This window comes from Labrenzia sp. VG12 (assembly GCF_002237595.1).
In the GTDB taxonomy this organism is placed as follows: domain Bacteria; phylum Pseudomonadota; class Alphaproteobacteria; order Rhizobiales; family Stappiaceae; genus Roseibium.
On sequence record NZ_CP022529.1, the window covers coordinates 1,615,779 to 1,631,982 of the forward strand.

Consider the following 16,204-nt stretch of genomic DNA (forward strand, 5'->3'; position numbering starts at 1 on the left):
CAGGATTCAACAGTGCCGATTGCGAACCGACTTGCCCGCTTTTTCCGCCAGTTCCTCTGCTGCGCCTGTCTTTGTCTCGTGTGGGCCGGCACAGCTGCCGCAGCTGACAAACTTCTGGACCTGGGGGCTCCCTTTCAGCCCGGAGAGCTGACCAGCAACGAGCGAACATTCCTGCAAGCCGGCCTCATCCTTTACGCCGATTATGACGGCCCGCTGAACGGCGACTGGAACCGTGAGACCCAAGCTGCGATGGAGCGTTTTTTCGCAACGTCCAATCTGCCAGGTCCGGTACCGAATTGGGCTGCACTTCTGATGGCCTTTGATACGGATTCCGTGTTTCAGGTCCGTCGCTGGAAAAGCCACCATCTGGACCACATGGGAATTTCCCTTCTGATCCCATTCGCCAACCTTGAAGTGGCGGAAAACAATGTTTCCTTCAAGGATCTGGACAGCTCGCTCGAATACGAGATCTTCAGAAACAGCAAGGCCCGGATGGACAAGTACCATTCACGCGATCCGGCCGATGTGGCCAGCATCGAGAAGCAAAGAGACGAGGCTGTCTGGACGACCACGGCTTCCTACGAAGATCGGCTTGTCTATATCTATTCGCAACGTCTGGATGACGGTCGCTGGGCGACTGTCGGCATTTATGCCAGCCGGGACGACGCACGTGACTTTGCCCTTGTGAAGGCCAGTATCATGCGCGGCTACCGCGAACCGGTCACTGCTTCAGACCGGCTCAACAAGGGGATCGACCATGTTGTGCTGAAACTGGACCGGCTGGCCCGGGCGCAGGAAGCCGCTGCGGAAGAGGGAATACCCGCCGAACCAAATGCCGATGAGGCGGCCAGAAACGCTGTAGCAACAGGGTTCGCCGTATCCTCGCAAGGACATGTCCTGACCAGTTTGCACGCACTGGAAGGCTGCGCCGGCCTGAAGGTTTCCGGACACCCGGCCTCATTGACTGCCAGGGATCCGGAATTCGATCTTGCTCTCCTGGAAGTGCCTGGCCTGACAGTGGAAAATCCTGCCGCCTTCGCCCGCGCTCCGGCGGCACTCAACATGGATGTAACGGTTGCAGGTTATCCCCTGTCAGGGATTCTCGGCGGCTTCAACGTGACCCGCGGTGCAGTCACCTCTCTCAAGGGACTGGCCGGAACGGGGGTAACAGTTCAGATTTCTGCTCCGGTTCAGCAGGGCATGACCGGTGGCCCGGTTGTCAATCACCAGGGTGAAATCATTGGCGTCGTTGCCGCCAAACTGGATGCCAAAAAAGTGGCCGAGATTATCGGCGACGTACCGCAGAACGTGAACTTCGCAGTCAGCGGCGAAATTGCGCAGCTGTTCCTGTTTCAGAACGGCATAACGCCAAGTCGCGCGCCGGAGCAGGCGGTCATGGTTCCGGAACGCATGGCCGACCACTTGTCCGGCTTCACGCTCGCCATCGCTTGCAAGGACGCGGGAAACTGATACCACCTTCAGGTCAAGATATTCGTCTGCCGGACGGCGTCCAGGACATTTGCTGCAACGCCAGGCGACCGGACCAGCACCCGCTACACGAGGAAGAACCAACCATGTCCACTCCTGCCTATGACGACCAGAATGTCTTTGCCAAGATCCTGCGTGGTGAGTTGCCGAGCCACACGGTCTATGAAGACGACAAGACACTGGTGATCATGGACATCATGCCGCGCGGCGACGGTCATATCCTGGTGATTCCCAAGGCACCGTCCCGCAACATCTTCGATATTGCGTCAGAGGACCTCAACGCGGTCATGGCGACGGTCCAGAAGATGGCTCGAACGGTGGTAAAGGCCTTCGGCGCGGACGGCACCACCATTCAGCAGTTCTCTGAACCGGCCGGTGGCCAGGTGGTGTTCCACACCCATGTTCACGTGATCCCGCGCTTTGACGGCGTATCGCTCAAGCCGCACACGGGCGAGATGGCAGATAATGACCTCCTGGCGGGCCATGCGGACAAGATCCGGGCCGCCCTCGCCTGATCGCTCGATCCATTGGCAAAGGCCATGGAGCGTGTGCGCCTGTTCACATTCCAGCGCGCGCTGATCCTGAACCTGTTTGATCCGGTCGGCCTCTATACCCCGACCTGGAACGGCATAGGCGCGACCGGCAATCTCCGGACCGCCTACGCTTATGCCGCTTCACAGCTGGAACGTCTCAACCTGACCGACGGCGCCTCTCCACCGGTCTGGGCCTACGAAGCCCGGCCGGAGCAACTTGCAGATCTTGCCCATATGCTGCTGTCGGAGGTCGAACTGCAGTCGAATGAGTATGTGACCCTGGAACTGAGCGTTCCCGAACCTCAGATCCTGCGTTCGTCATACGATCTTTGGTGCGATCTCTTCTTTGAGTGCCTGGAAAACGGTGAAGTTGTCGATGACGGCACCTGGCTCGACTGGCAGCAGGTCGGTCGGGATGACGGCGACACGGTTCAGGCCATCCTGGCACATCTGAGACGCGACTGGGTGGGCTCCGTCTCTCCCCTGCCAGACCTGGCCTGATCTTTTCGCCGGGATGGGTCAGGCCACTATTGTTCAGGCGACTCCGGCATGAATGGCGGCGTCTTCCTGTTCCTTGACCATGTTCTGGTCCTCCTGCAGCACCTTGACGGGCGCCGGCCGTGAAAAATACCGTTCCGTATAGGCCCTGAACTCGTCGAATTCGGGGACGAGACCAAAGGCCATGCCCCATCGCAGCCCCATCGCCCAGAGCACGTCGACCGCGGTCATCTCGTCGCCCAGCACATAAGGTCCCTTTGCCAGCTGTGCGCGCATGTTCTCCATGACGGTTTCAAAACTGCCATAGGGCGACATGGTTTGCGGCGGTTCCTCCCTCTTCAGCGCTCGGTCGACCAGCGCAGGTTCGAAACACGACGCCATGTGAACGAACCAGCGCAGATAGGGGCCGCGGCGCGCATCCTCCAGGGACGGTGTCAGCCCTTTCTCGGGAAAAAGATCGGCCAGATAAAGATAGATGGCGACCTGCTCTGTGACGACGGAATCACCACGGCGAAGCGCCGGCACCTTGCCCGCCGGGTTGATCGCGAGGTAATCGGAGCGCCGGTTTTCACCGAGCTTGAAATTCAGGACGTTCAGCTTGTACGGGGCATCGAGTTCTTCCAGAAGAACCCGCACCCCTGTCGCGCGGGTTTGAGGGGCATAAAACAGTTCCACCTGATCGGCCATTGTTCTCTCCTCACTCGGAAGTCCGGTTCTCTTCGCCTTCAGGCTACCGCATCGATCCGTCGGCAGCCACAGATTGAACACCTCTTTTTTGCAAGTCTCTATGCATCGCGCTGACGGTGTCTTCACGTCCAATCCGCCAGTTTTCACGCCTGATAACGCCTGCGTTATGCGTGACAGCGATCACGGGCAACGACCGGGCAGACCGGTAGATACGGAGGCACAGCAGAAGGAGTTGAGATCATGTTTCACAGAACATCCTGGCGATTTGACGGCCTGTCACATGCGGATATCGAAGTGGATGTCGGCTTTGGTCTGGAGTCTTCCGTCGGAGCCGGTGCCATCAATCTCTATATCAAGGAAGAAGGAACAGGCCAGCGCGCAAGATTTCTCCTTGGCGGCTTCAATGCAGGCATTTCCCTGGACCTCTATCCGCTTCCCGTGAGCGGCTCCTTCTCGACGGAAACAATGCAGTCCTGGGGCACCCATGTCTACAAGGGTCCCGCCGGTGCCTTTGTGTCGGCTGAAACTTTTGCAGGCCCTGTTGCCGTTTACAGCGGAGCAGCCGGAGTTGGCGCTGATGCCGACGTGATGATCTTCGTGTTTCTGGCGATGAACAGCTTCGCCTCTGTCAGCCGTTTTATGGCTGTCTCGGCCTGTGGTCCGACCGGCCCGGCACTGGGAACCGTCAGCAATATCGAGGCTGCGATGGTCGCAGGTGGTGCCGGGTGCCAGTTCATCGCGGGCGCGGAGCTGCAAGCAGGCCTTTATTATGCGTCATTCCGTGGCATCAGCTATCCGCCAGGCGGTGCGCGCCGGCGGGCGTTCAACGGATTGAGCCAGGAACAGCGGAATCTCGTTTTCATGGACGACTGGCAGATCTGGCGGCAATACGGACGCGGGTCCAGCGACAGGGTCCTGGCCTATCGCGATCATCTGCGCGAACAGTTTCCGAATTACGAGCAATATGGCCGCTAGGCGGCCCCCTCGACAGCCTCAAGCAGAAACCAGCCGGCCAGAAGAAATGCTTCAGCCGCCAGGACACCGACAATCACCCGCTGCCGGCTGAGCAGAAAGGCGGCAAAGCCGAAACCGGCGGCTGCCAGCCTCAAGGCGAGCGGCGTTTCGGCGAGAATGCCCTGCGGAAACAGGATCAGCTTGGAAATAACGCCGGCGACCAGCGCAGTCGCGACACAGCGGACCCAGATCAGCAATTCGCCGTCTTCGCGCAGGCGGCCACCGGCAAACACCCCAAGCCAGCGCCAGACATCGGTCGCCAGCCAGCCGGCCACCAGGATCATGACAAAGGGCCACCACCAGGTGTCGCCAAGCCCCGCATCGGTCATCAGGCCGTCCATCAGAAAAGCCCCCGCCGCATCACCCGCGTCACCAGATAGGCAAGTGTGCCGCCAACCAGACCGGTCCAGAGCAGGTCAAGGCCTTCCAGGTAGAGGAAAAACACCGGTCCCAGGGCCAATCCGGCCACCATGGCCGCCTTGTCCGCATTGACCCGCGCCGCGCCCCACAGGGAACACAGGAAATAGACCGGCGTCAGCAGCACCAGCGCGCCGGCGACCATGTCCGGCAGGCGCTCAACCAGGAGATAGGCAAGGCCTGTCATGCAGAAGACAAAGCAGGTCACGGAGCCGCCAAAGCCGATGAAAAACGGCAGGCGCCCTTCCCGCGTCATCTCCGGCAGGTTCTTCATCGCAAAGACCCAGGCGGTCACGGCAACGAAATGAGAGGCGATCAGCAGCTGCCAGGTCCGGGTCTTGCCCGGCACCTTGATAATCGGCATCAGCGCCATGGTCATGGGCATCAATCGGACGGAGGCCAGCGCAACGGCAATCCCGGCCGGGATCAGGCCCATGCCGGAAGACAGTGCGCCGGTCAAAACGACGATGGACGGCAGCGCCCAGATGAACCCGGTCATGGCCAGCGTTTCGGCAAGGGACAGGCCGGTCTCGCGTGCAAGCCCCGCATAGCCGACAAAGGCCGCTGTCAGGATAAAGGCCGGGATCGACACCGCCGCGCGCGCACCACGTGCCATCCAGACCCTTGCCGGTTCCGGATCAGGAGCTGTCATCTGGTCGGAGGTCTCGTCTCCCATCGGCGCCATGATCTCATTTGAAACTAAATCGTAAGGCAACCTTATAATTCGGCGCCCTGCCTGCTTGTCAATCAACGCACCTTCCAAAAGCAATCCCACATTGACATGGCAGACCTGCACACGTTGCATGACAGGGGAAGCAATGCAAAGCGTTACGGAGACAAGGCATGGCAGATCTCGGCAAGGACCAATGGCTCAACCGTTATCTCAAGGGCCTGCGTCTGGCCGATCACGTTTATTCCGACCTGAGCGTGCGCTGGGGAGAGTTTATCGAACCAAGCACAGACCCAAGGCCCGTTCCGGCCGACGGCACCCTGCGACTGGCGGTCATCGCGAGCCTGCCGGTCGGTTTCCTCATGCTCAAGACGCTGCTCGCGGTGTCCAGGCGGTCTCCGGAAGCGTTCCATATCGTCTGTGTTCTGACCGACGATCCGCTTAATCCGGATGCGAAGGTCAGTGCCAAGAAACGGATCTGGCATCATTTCGAAGAAGACGAACGCCGTCAGATCGAGGCCGAGACCGTGAAACTGGCGCTGTCAGCCGGCATCCCCGTCTTTACCGGCGACATCAAGGATGACTGGTTCCGCTCCACGCTCGCCGAGCTCAAACCGGACTCAGTTCTGTGCTGCGGTTTCGGACAACTGATCGACAAGCCTTTTCTGCAACTTGCCAATCTGGGCGTGATCAACATGCACCCGTCGGATCTCGCCAACGGCTTCGGCGCCGGTCCGGCGCCGTTCGAGGACAGCAGGACGCGGGACGCGCAATCTACGTGCTGGACGGTGCATTTCATGAATGAGGCAATCGACGACGGCCAGATCCTCGGGTCTTCGCCGCCGATCAATATCCGCCAGGCGGATGGCAGTTTCCCGCATGACCCGATCGCCTATTACAGCAAGGTCACCGACGGGCTTGACCATCTTGCCTTTCACACCGTCAACGCGCTGGTCGACTGGCACGAGAGTGGCCAGACGGAGCCCATGAAATCCATCGATTTCGACAGGCTTTTTTCCAGAACCATCAAGCAGCGCATGCTGGAACCCATCCGGGATTTCCCGGTTTATCTTTTTCCGGACCCGGATCTTTTTGCCGCCAGGAGCTCCTAGACCGACCGCGTCAGCCCGCCATCGATCCGGATGTTCTGCCCCGTGACATAGGCCGCCGCGTCGCTGGCGAGGTAGGAAATCAGGCTGGAAATCTCGTCTGAGCGGCCATAGCGCCCCATGGGGATGCGGGATCGCCGGTCTTCCTTTTCCGGCAAGCTGTCGATGAAACCGGGCAGAACGTTGTTCATGCGCACGTTGTCGGCGGCGAACTTGTCGGAGAAGAGCTTGGTAAAGCTGGCAAGCCCTGCCCGAAAGACACCTGAGGTCGGAAACATCGGATCCGGCTCGAACGTGGCGAAAGTGGAAATATTGATGACCGTACCGCCCCCTTGCGCGGCCATGATCGGCGCGACAAGGCGGCTCGGGCGGATGACGTTCATCAGGTAATAATCCATGCCGAGATGCCAGTCCTCGTCGGAGATTTCCAGAATATCCCCTTTTGGACCGTGACCGGACGAGTTGACCAGAACATCAACACGACCAAGCTGTTCCATGGACTTCTTGATAAAAAACTCCAGGTCTTCATTGACCAGATTGGAGCCTGTAAACCCAAAACCGCCCAGCTCGGCTGCCAAGGCCTCGCCTTTGCCGGAAGAGGACAGGATCCCCACCTTGAAGCCATCGGCGGCCAGCCTGCGTGCAGCGTCCGCGCCCATGCCGGACCCCCCGGCCGTGATCAGGGCTACCTTGCTGTCGGTCATCTCGTTTCTCCAATTGAATGCGGTCCGGGAAACCTAGGAAGCCAGGCCGCATTCAGCAAATGATATTGCTGAATGGATTGGATCAATGCTGTGAATGCGTCTCTCGGAACGCTGCGATGCTGCAAAGCACAATTGTCAATTTCAACGGTCGTAAACTGTGATACCCTAAACTCCTAATTGTTGTTTCAGGGATTTTCAAAATGCCGATTGGACTGGTTCTGGGGGGCGGCGCCCCACATCTGCCGCTTATGAGTGGCGCGTTACTGGCCCTTGAGGAAGCCGGGCTTGACTTCAAGGTGATGTCGACAACCGGCGCCGGCATGTTGGCGGGCCTGCTCTATGTGTCGCCAAGTCGCCTGAATCCCGCCGAAAGCCTTGGTGAGGCACGCCGGCGCGCCTTCAGAGCCACCAGCACCATGGGCGTCGAGGACCTGATCTACCAATTTCTGCCCATCAATTACAAAGTCTTCCAGAAGCCGGGCCCGGTCGCCGAAGCACTGGCCCCAGCCTTCAACCTGTTTTTCCAGGCCCCCCGTGACACGCCGGAACAGCGCCTTTTCAGCGACTGGATGGCGCTGATGTCGGCCACCTTCATGCCCTCCAGTCTCACGCCCTGGAGCAAGGGTCTGTGTCAGCCGCCGTCCTGGATCGAAGGGCTCGTCGATTTCGACGCCTTTCTGGACAATCTCGGCGAGGCAGGTTTCCGCCTGGGCGCCTATTGCATCGAGGACCGGGCAGACGTTTCCTTCGACCGGGAAGATCTCAGCCTGGACCACTGCAAGGCGGCGCTCGCGATGCCCTTCATCTACGAGCCCTACAAGCTGTCTGACGGTGCCGGGGGTGAAAAGACCTATCTGGAAGGGTCCGCCTTCGATCCGCTGAAGCTGAACCCGGACGATGTCATGGTCGACGGCGACGTCGATACCATCATCTTCTTCGATATTCTGGGCCATCGCAAACTGGTCGATGAACCCCGGGACCTCACCGATGCCTGGGTCCAGTCGATCATTGCCCCCCTCACCCGGCTGACGGAAAACAGTCTCGAACAATTCAAGGACAGGCGCGCACGGCACGCACAGAACCGGTTTCTGACCGCACTCGACAAGGCCTCTGATCTGGCGGAGACCGACAGCGGCGCCTTCAAGGACAAGCGCGATCTCATTCGGGCCGAACGAGAGCTATACGCGCTGACCGACCTGCTTGGCAGCGCCGATGTCGATCTGGTGGCGTTCCAGACCGCAATGACCATCCACCTGAATGACCAGTCCGACAGCCGGCTGCAGCAACTGGCAGATCTTGCCGGCGCGGATTACGCAGCTTTTGTGCGCGAGCGTGAAATCTACCTGAAAGAGCGCGAACTGGCCGCGGGTGTTCCTTCCACCTGCACCGCTACCCACAGCCGCCGCTCCGAATTGCTACGCATGCCCTTCCGCAGGCATATTCCGGAGGATCACTGGCCGAAGATCCTCGACTGGAGCCACTCGAACCTGTCGTTCCTGTTCGAGGTCGGCTACGAGACCGGCCGCACCTTTCTGGAGAACCACAGGCAGAGACTGGAAAGTAGTCTGGGCCGACCGCTTAAGGAAACTGGAGCTACTGCTGCTGAAGCGGCTGAGTAGCTGGAGAAGATCTTCGACCGTCATCTTCCTCCGATTTGTCATCCCGGGCGCAGCGGAGCGAAGACCGGGAAGAAAGATACTCGGCTCAAGGAAAAAGCCCCGGATCTCTCCGGGGCTTTTGCAGTTTCAGGTTCAGACCTAGTCGGCCAGCGGCACTTTCGGCACCAGGCTTTTCTTGGCGCTGCCACCCTTGCCCGATGACTTGCTGTCCTTGGCAGCTGCCGCCTTGGCCGCCGGTTTGCGCTTCCGCTTCGGCTTGGGTTTGGCCTCCGTCTTGGCCTTCGGCTTCGGCGGCGTGGCACGTTCCTCGATGCTCTCCAGCAACAGGCCCTTGCCGTCTTCGGACACCGACACCTTGACCATGCCGCCCTTCTTGAGCTTGCCGAACAGCACCTCGTCGGCCAATGGCCGCTTGATGTGCTCCTGGATGATCCGGCCGAGTGGCCGGGCCCCCATCTGGCTGTCATAGCCCTTGTCTGCCAGCCACTTGGTGGCATCCTCGGTCAGCTCGAAGGTCACACCACGATCCGCCAGCTGGACTTCCAGCTGCATGACGAACTTGTCGACGACCTTGTAGACGACTTCCATCGGCAGGTTGCCGAACGGAATGATCGCGTCTAGGCGGTTCCGGAACTCCGGCGTGAACAGCTTGTTGATCGCTTCCGCGTCATCGCCTTCCCGCTTTACCCGGTTGAAGCCGACCGGCATCTTCGCCATGTCCGCAGCACCGGCATTGGTGGTCATGATCACAATGACATTGCGGAAATCGACCTGCTTGCCGTTGTGATCGGTCAGCTTGCCGTGATCCATCACCTGCAGAAGGATGTTGAAGAGGTCCGGATGGGCCTTTTCGATTTCATCAAGCAGCAGCACGCAATGCGGATGCTGGTCGACGCCATCGGTCAGTAGACCGCCCTGGTCGAAACCGACATAACCCGGAGGCGCGCCGATCAGACGGGACACCGTGTGCCGTTCCATATATTCCGACATGTCGAAGCGGATCAGCTCGACCCCAAGCGACGACGCCAGCTGACGCGCCACTTCGGTCTTGCCGACGCCGGTCGGGCCGGAGAACAGATAGCTGCCGATCGGCTTGTCCGGCTCGCGCAGGCCTGCCCGGGCCAGCTTGATCGCCGACGCCAGGGTTTCGATGGCCTGGTCCTGACCGTAAACAACCCGTTTCAGTTCCTTGCCGAGATTCTCCAGAACCTCTGCGTCATCCTTGGAAACGGATTTCGGCGGGATCCTTGCCATGGTGGCAATGGTGTTCTCGATTTCCTTGACCCCGATGGTCTTGCGGCGACGGGCTTCCGGCACCAGCATCTGGGACGCGCCGGTCTCGTCGAGAACATCAATTGCCTTATCCGGCAGCTTCCGGTCGGAAATGTATTTTGCCGACAGTTCCACGGCCGTCTTGATGGCATCCTGGGTGTAGCGGACCTTGTGGAAGTCTTCGAAATAGGGCTTCAGGCCCTTCAGAATATCGATTGCGTCCGGGATGGACGGTTCATTGACATCGATCTTCTGGAACCGGCGCACCAGCGCCCGGTCCTTTTCGAAGAACTGGCGGTATTCCTTGTAGGTCGTCGAGCCGATGCAGCGAATCGCACCGGATGCAAGGGCCGGCTTCAACAGGTTCGACGCATCCATCGCGCCGCCCGACGTGGCGCCGGCGCCGATCACCGTGTGGATCTCGTCGATGAACATCACGGCACCGGGATAGTCCTCGACTTCCTTGACCACCTGCTTCAGGCGCTCTTCGAAGTCGCCGCGATACCGCGTTCCGGCGAGCAGCGAGCCCATGTCGAGCGAGAAGATCGTGGCGTCTTCCAGAACATCCGGCACATCGCCATTGACGATCCGGTGCGCCAGGCCTTCCGCGATCGCCGTCTTGCCAACGCCGGGATCACCGACGAAGAGCGGGTTGTTCTTGGACCGCCGGCACAGGATCTGGATCGTGCGCTGGATCTCGCTGTCGCGGCCGATCAACGGATCGATCTTGCCCTTCTCGGCCTTGTCGTTGAGATTGACGCAATAGGCTTCAAGAGCGTCCGTCTTCTGGTTGGACTTCTTGTCGGTTTCCGCGCCGGGCAGCACGTCTTCCTCGTCCGCGCCCTCAACCGGGCGGGCCTCGGACATGCCAGGTCTCTTGGCGATTCCATGCGAGATATAGTTGACCGCGTCGTAGCGGGTCATGTCCTGGTCCTGCAGGAAATAGGCCGCATGGCTTTCGCGCTCGGCGAAGATCGCGACCAACACGTTGGCCCCGGTCACTTCTTCCCGGCCGGAAGACTGAACGTGAATCACCGCGCGCTGAATGACACGCTGGAACCCAGCCGTCGGTTTGGAGTCCTCGTCACTGTCGGTAACCAGATTGTCCAGTTCCGTCTCGATATATTCAATCAGGTTGCGGCGGATCGTATCCAGATCCACATTGCACGCCCGCATGACGGCAGCCGCATCCTGATCATCCAGCAAGGCCAGCAGGAGATGCTCCAGTGTTGCATATTCCTGTTGCCGCTCGTTGGCAAAGGCCAGAGCCTGATGGAGGGCTTTTTCAAGACTGCGTGAGAAGGAAGGCACGTGATTTGGTCCTCACTTTTTTTCCATGACGCATTGCAGCGGGTGCTGATGCTTGCGCGCAAAGTCCATCACCTGGGTGACTTTCGTCTCCGCGACCTCGTAGGAGAAGATCCCGCACTCCCCGACGCCATGATGGTGAACATGCAGCATAATCCGTGTGGCCTCTTCCCGGTTTTTCTGGAAGAAGTTCTCCACAACGTGAATGACGAACTCCATCGGTGTGTAGTCGTCATTCAAGAGCAGCACACGATAGAGATTGGGCCGCTTGGTAACTGTTTTGGTTCGGGTGACGACAACCGTTCCGGCGTCACCACCGTCATTGTCATAATCAGAGCCCGCCGCCATTGCCGTTTCTTTTGCCTCAATCACTCCGGCCATCACCAGTTTCGCATTCCGGTCAGCAGATCACACGCAGCATGTCCGGAGCTTTCTTCCCGCGACACAGCCCGCGCTGCAGACCGATGTTCTTCTCTGGTAATCCTGCCGCGCAAGCCGCGCTCGCGCAATGGTCGATTTCATCAACATTAAGGTGAACGGTGCATTTGCTTAAGAAGCACCGTCGTCAAGGCTGAATGTAGGTTTCTTGAAAGCGATTAAAAGATGGGGCGCTATCGCAATTCAGCGCCAACCCGCAGCGTGCCTCGGCGCGCCGGCAACAGGCATGGTAAATCTGTGCATATAACAAAACCCGGCTCCTGGGAGCCGGGTTCCAAACCTCTCAGCGCCTTTCGGCGGCTCGAAAAGATGCTTACTTGGCCAATTTGCCGAGAACGCCTTCATACGGCTTGTAGGCGTCTTTGGACATGTCGGTGACCATTTCACCGAGCTTGGTCATTTCGCCGACGAAACCCTCGTAAGCGGACTTGGCGTAATCGGCCTGAGCTTCGAATGCCTTGTCGAGAGACTTGGAAGCAACCAGCTTCTCAACGGCGGCCGTGCCTTCTTCGAAGGACTTCTTCTGGTAATCGGCCATTTCGGCGGCGATCGCCTGAAAACCCTTGCTGACGGAACCGAAGGACTCCATGGCCATGTCCATGTTGTCTTTGCTCATCTTCTGGAGTTCATCAAAGTTGTTCATCATTTTCACTGCCCTCATCCCGCGGATTGGCCATCTCAGCGCTTGAGAGAACCGCTCTCGCCAACCTGCGTGCTTGTCGCGTTACCTAACAAGATTTCTTCGTAATGCACTGCACAAAAAGTGTCAAGGCGATTTTGCGGTGCAAAAACAACCATTACGGGTATTTCACATTTCTTACCGCAACGTAAGATTTATACACCCGAACGCGGGACAAAAATGAACCAGATGCTCGACAACTGTTCTCGAGCTCAAGAGCCAGGTAGAGCAAAACGCTTTCTCCGACACTATCGAGATTACATCTGATGCCGAGACAACAACCACACGCAAAGAAATGAAAAATTAACAAATAATACAAGTTAAGGCGAAGCAAATAGAAGAAAAATAGGATTTCTATTTTTCGCACACCCCCCTTAACTATGCATTAACTCTAATAAAAATCTATTTTTTTAAGTGGTTTTTATGTCGATCATTTACACATTCGTAACCGTGATTCCATCAAATGACCTCAAGAGCGATGGGGCGGCGGTTTGAATCGCATGGGGGTTAGATCCACACCGCGCAGCTCCGAACACAAACCGCGTAACCCGGAATGGGATAGTTATAGTGTTTGGGATGCGTTTTTTTCGCAATGCACGGACCCTGGTCCGCACAGCCAAGATCCTGACCCTCGGCGCACTCTTGCTCAGCGTCCCGGCGACAGCGATGGCAAACCCGAAATATGCGGGTATCGTCGTCGACGCCAAGACCGGCAAGACCCTCTACGCGTCTTCGGCCGATGCCTACAGATACCCGGCCTCGCTCACCAAGATCATGACACTCTATGTCGTCTTTGAAGAGCTTGAGGCCGGACGCCTGTCTCTGAATTCCCGGCTGACCGTTTCAAAATATGCCGCTGGCCGGCCGCCCTCCAAGCTTGGACTGAGGGCCGGCAAGACCATCAAGGTCAAGGACGCGATCCTGGCACTGGTCACCAAGTCCGCCAACGACGTTGCGACGGTGGTTGCGGAAAACATCGGTGGATCTGAAAAGAAATTCGCCGAGCGCATGACGCGGACCGCGCGCCAGCTTGGCATGAAAAAGACCACGTTCCGCAATCCGCACGGATTGCCCAATTCGGGTCAGCGCACGACTGCGCGGGACATGGCGCGCCTCGGCATCGCCATCCAGGAGCGGTTTCCGCAATACTACGGCTACTTCAAGACCCGTTCCTACAAATACGGCAAGCGCACGTATGGCAACCACAACAAGCTGCTCGGCCGGGTCAAGGGTGTCGACGGCATCAAGACCGGCTATATCCGGGCCTCCGGCTTCAACCTCGTGACGTCTGTCAACCGGGGTGGCCGCCAGATCGTCGCCGTCGTCATGGGTGGCAGGACCGGTGCGTCCCGCAATGCCCAGATGACCAAGCTGATCGGCCGGTACCTGAAGAAGGCAAGCCGGGGCAAGAAGAGCGCGCCGCTGATCGCCAAGAACAGGGCCGTTCAGCCGACCTTCGTCGCCGCTTCGCTCAAGAACCCGCCGCTTCCGACGGCAAAACCCGGCAGTGAACCCGCGCCGGCGACCGGAGCACCGATGGTTCTGGCCTTCACGTCTTCCAACGGCAAGCAGGCAGTTCCGACACCTGCCCCTGCCCCGGTTCTATCGCAGGCGCAGCCTGTTCTCGCAACGGCCGCAGTTGTGACCGCTGCTCCGGCTCCGGTGCCAGGCTTTGGCGACAATGTTCCGCTGCCGCCAAAGGCCATCAAGCGCCGGTTTGACAGCACCTTTGCCGTCGCCACCGCGCTGCCGCCCATTCCGCGGGAAAGCCCGGACGGCAGTCTGACCACGAACTCCATTTCCAAGACGGCTCTGTTGCAGGCAGCACAATCCAGACGCGCCGACAACCAGGCGGCTCAGCCGCTGCCCGAAGGACCCACCCCGACCCGCAGCGTTCAGGTGGAAACCATTTCGGTTGCCGCAACGCCTGTGGAGACAATCCCGGCCGTCTCGGTCGACAGGACCGAGACCAGGGACGACACCGTGACCGTTGCGACAACCGAGACCATGGAAGCCGAACCCGGCTGGCAGGTTCAGATCGCGGCCACCGAAACCGAAGGCCAGGCAATCACCATGCTGAAGAATGCCAAGGCCAGGACCGGCTCCGCATTGCGCGGCCGTGTTCCCTACACCGAACCAGTTGAATCCGGCGGACAGACCCTTTACCGGGCGCGCTTCGTCGGCTTCGACACCAAATCTGCAGCCTGGAAAGCCTGCAAATCACTCAAAAGGGCAAAATACGCCTGCTTCGCCATCTACCAGTAACTGCGTAAGAGATGCCGTCAATGTCTTCTGAGAAGCGTGTCTTTAGCCTCGTTGATTTTCGCCGCGAGGAAACCGGAGCCTCCCTGGTCGGGATGAACCCGCATCATAAGCCTGCGGTGCGCGGCTCGAATTTCCGCGTCCCCGGCATTGGGCGCAAGCCCCAGGATCTGGTAGGCCTCCTCATCTGTCATGGGGCCCGTGCCAGACGAGCTTCCCTGCCCATCTGTTCCATCCGACTGGAAGTGTTCACGCCAGCCGGCAAGCCTGCGGTCGAGATAAGCTTCGACTAACTGCCGGCTCTGTTCGTCCTGGGCGGCTTCCTTCCAGAATGTCTCCAGTTCGGCATCATCCAGATCGTCCAGCCCGCGGCCCTGAAAGCCGCCGGCCAACACGGTTCCCGACATGACGCCGGTGTCGTGATCCAGCTCCATTTCCACCATCGCCGTGCGTACCCGCGACCTTTGCCCGGCCGTCTTGTTCGGCTTGTAACTGCCCGTCAATCCTCGAAGCCCGGGCACGCCAAGCAGTGAAAGACCGAGGCCGGCAAGAGGAATGGCCAGCAGAAAGCGGCCTGTCAGTGCAAACGCGGCAGAAATCGCCAGCAAAACACCACCTGCGATCGTGCGCAGCGTGCTTGCCAGGGCCGCAGGGCTTGCGGTGACGAAGGTGTTGCCCAGCAGCACCAGAGCCGCCAGCATGATGACGCCGATAAGAAGGTAGATCATGAGCCTGGCTTGAGTTGTTCCAAGAGCAGGCGCGCCCCCTGCCCGCCCTGTTTTTCAAGGGCCTTCAACGCGTCCCGTCCACCTGATGCGTAAACCGCGACGGCCTTCAGGAGTTCTGCCAGCTGTCGCGCCGCACCCGGTTCGAACCGGCAATAGGCACCATTGGTCAACCGGGCCATTTCCCGAAAGGCCCGTTCGGCGACACCATCCTGGCCCTCCTGGAACAGGAACATCGGCACACCCAGCATTCCGAGTTGGCCGGCCTTGTCACACAGCATGTCGACATCTTCTTCCATGCAGTCGCCGACATAGACCAGCGCTGCGATCTTTTCCTCGCCTGCGGCTTTCAGAGCCGCCGTCAGGACCTTGCCGATCTGCGTGCGACCTCCCTGACAGGAAATCCGCCCCATGACGCTGGCCAGTTCGCTGCCGCTGTCAAACCAGCGGGAAGCCCTGCACTCCCCGAAACCGCGGAAATAAACCAACTTGATCTGGAGGCCGGAAATCTTGCCGGCTTCCTGAAACATTTCCGCCTGGATGTGACAGGCCTGGTCCCAGGTCGGCTGGCGGCTCATGGTCGCGTCCAGCGCAAACACCAGCCGTCCCCTTTGTCCCTGCGGCGGCTTCATGTCCTTGGCCTTTTGCAGAAACGCGGATATCTCGGCATCCGCAGAGGCCGGCGCCACATTCTGTTCCTGGCGCACAAGCGGATCGACGCTGTTCTTGCCGGTTCTTGCCACCACGGCCGGGTCCTCCTGACAGTCTCTGCCTTTCAAAT

At 59.3% G+C, this 16,204-nt stretch carries 16 protein-coding genes; 7 read left to right on the forward strand and 9 right to left on the reverse strand.

Annotation, left to right across the window (positions count from 1 at the left end):
* The first annotated feature begins 12 nt into the window (after positions 1-12).
* The 3 genes from CHH27_RS07335 to CHH27_RS07345 all read left to right on the forward strand — a co-directional run bounded on the left by CHH27_RS07335 (position 13) and on the right by CHH27_RS07345 (position 2,522).
* Entirely contained in the window at positions 13-1,470 is a 1,458-nt protein-coding gene (locus tag CHH27_RS07335) for a serine protease (RefSeq protein WP_157738775.1), read from the forward strand.
* A gap of 104 nt (positions 1,471-1,574) precedes the next feature.
* Positions 1,575-2,003 carry an HIT family protein gene (locus tag CHH27_RS07340; RefSeq protein ID WP_094071008.1) on the forward strand — a complete coding sequence of 143 codons (429 nt, stop codon included), beginning with the start codon at positions 1,575-1,577 and terminating at the stop codon, positions 2,001-2,003.
* 24 nt (positions 2,004-2,027) lie between these two features.
* Positions 2,028-2,522 (forward strand): hypothetical protein, encoded by a 495-nt coding sequence (locus CHH27_RS07345; protein ID WP_094071009.1) that lies wholly within the window; start codon positions 2,028-2,030, stop codon positions 2,520-2,522.
* 33 nt (positions 2,523-2,555) lie between these two features.
* On the opposite strand, the gene CHH27_RS07350 is transcribed toward CHH27_RS07345, so the two are convergent.
* Positions 2,556-3,206, reverse strand: a complete 651-nt coding sequence (locus CHH27_RS07350) for a glutathione S-transferase family protein (RefSeq protein ID WP_094071010.1) — start codon at positions 3,204-3,206, stop codon at positions 2,556-2,558.
* Between the two features lie 240 nt (positions 3,207-3,446).
* On the opposite strand from CHH27_RS07350, the gene CHH27_RS07355 reads away from it, so the two are divergent.
* On the forward strand, positions 3,447-4,181 hold the full coding sequence (locus tag CHH27_RS07355; protein WP_094071011.1) for a hypothetical protein: 735 nt from the start codon (positions 3,447-3,449) through the stop codon (positions 4,179-4,181).
* Here CHH27_RS07355 and CHH27_RS07360 read toward each other — a convergent pair.
* Both CHH27_RS07360 and CHH27_RS07365 read right to left on the reverse strand, forming a co-directional pair.
* A complete protein-coding gene (locus CHH27_RS07360) occupies positions 4,178-4,561 on the reverse strand; it encodes an AzlD domain-containing protein (protein ID WP_247646203.1) in 384 nt (127 codons plus the stop codon). The two genes, CHH27_RS07355 and CHH27_RS07360, sit on opposite strands and share 4 nt — an antisense overlap.
* Complete coding sequence (locus tag CHH27_RS07365) at positions 4,561-5,322, reverse strand: AzlC family ABC transporter permease (protein ID WP_094071012.1); 762 nt, start codon at positions 5,320-5,322, stop codon at positions 4,561-4,563. Before CHH27_RS07365 ends, CHH27_RS07360 begins: the two co-directional genes overlap by 1 nt.
* A gap of 158 nt (positions 5,323-5,480) precedes the next feature.
* Here CHH27_RS07365 and CHH27_RS07370 point away from each other — a divergent pair, with 158 nt between their 5' ends.
* Positions 5,481-6,419, forward strand: coding sequence for a formyltransferase family protein (locus CHH27_RS07370; RefSeq protein WP_094071013.1), 939 nt, complete (start codon positions 5,481-5,483; stop codon positions 6,417-6,419).
* Here the strand turns inward: CHH27_RS07370 and CHH27_RS07375 are convergent.
* A complete protein-coding gene (locus tag CHH27_RS07375) occupies positions 6,416-7,120 on the reverse strand; it encodes an SDR family oxidoreductase (RefSeq protein WP_094071014.1) in 705 nt (234 codons plus the stop codon). The two genes, CHH27_RS07370 and CHH27_RS07375, sit on opposite strands and share 4 nt — an antisense overlap.
* 200 nt (positions 7,121-7,320) lie before the next feature.
* Here CHH27_RS07375 and CHH27_RS07380 point away from each other — a divergent pair, with 200 nt between their 5' ends.
* Positions 7,321-8,739, forward strand: a complete 1,419-nt coding sequence (locus CHH27_RS07380; RefSeq protein WP_094071015.1) for a patatin-like phospholipase family protein — start codon at positions 7,321-7,323, stop codon at positions 8,737-8,739.
* A gap of 138 nt (positions 8,740-8,877) precedes the next feature.
* On the opposite strand, the gene clpA is transcribed toward CHH27_RS07380, so the two are convergent.
* The 3 genes from clpA to CHH27_RS07395 all read right to left on the reverse strand — a co-directional run bounded on the left by clpA (position 8,878) and on the right by CHH27_RS07395 (position 12,403).
* The gene (gene clpA / locus CHH27_RS07385) at positions 8,878-11,322 is read right to left on the reverse strand and encodes an ATP-dependent Clp protease ATP-binding subunit ClpA (RefSeq protein WP_094071016.1); all 2,445 of its coding nucleotides are present in this window, start codon (positions 11,320-11,322) and stop codon (positions 8,878-8,880) included.
* Positions 11,323-11,334: 12 nt separating this feature from the next.
* Positions 11,335-11,667 (reverse strand): ATP-dependent Clp protease adapter ClpS, encoded by a 333-nt coding sequence (gene clpS / locus CHH27_RS07390; RefSeq protein WP_094074583.1) that lies wholly within the window; start codon positions 11,665-11,667, stop codon positions 11,335-11,337.
* Positions 11,668-12,070: 403 nt separating this feature from the next.
* Complete coding sequence (locus tag CHH27_RS07395) at positions 12,071-12,403, reverse strand: phasin family protein (protein ID WP_094071017.1); 333 nt, start codon at positions 12,401-12,403, stop codon at positions 12,071-12,073.
* Between the two features lie 609 nt (positions 12,404-13,012).
* Between CHH27_RS07395 and CHH27_RS28290 the strand changes: the two genes are divergently transcribed.
* Entirely contained in the window at positions 13,013-14,701 is a 1,689-nt protein-coding gene (locus CHH27_RS28290) for a D-alanyl-D-alanine carboxypeptidase (RefSeq protein ID WP_094071018.1), read from the forward strand.
* A 17-nt stretch (positions 14,702-14,718) separates the two neighbouring features.
* Here CHH27_RS28290 and CHH27_RS07405 read toward each other — a convergent pair whose 3' ends face one another.
* The gene (locus tag CHH27_RS07405; RefSeq protein ID WP_094071019.1) at positions 14,719-15,426 is read right to left on the reverse strand and encodes a DnaJ domain-containing protein; all 708 of its coding nucleotides are present in this window, start codon (positions 15,424-15,426) and stop codon (positions 14,719-14,721) included.
* Positions 15,423-16,169 carry a hypothetical protein gene (locus CHH27_RS07410; protein WP_094074584.1) on the reverse strand — a complete coding sequence of 249 codons (747 nt, stop codon included), beginning with the start codon at positions 16,167-16,169 and terminating at the stop codon, positions 15,423-15,425. Before CHH27_RS07410 ends, CHH27_RS07405 begins: the two co-directional genes overlap by 4 nt.
* Positions 16,170-16,204 lie beyond the last annotated feature (35 nt).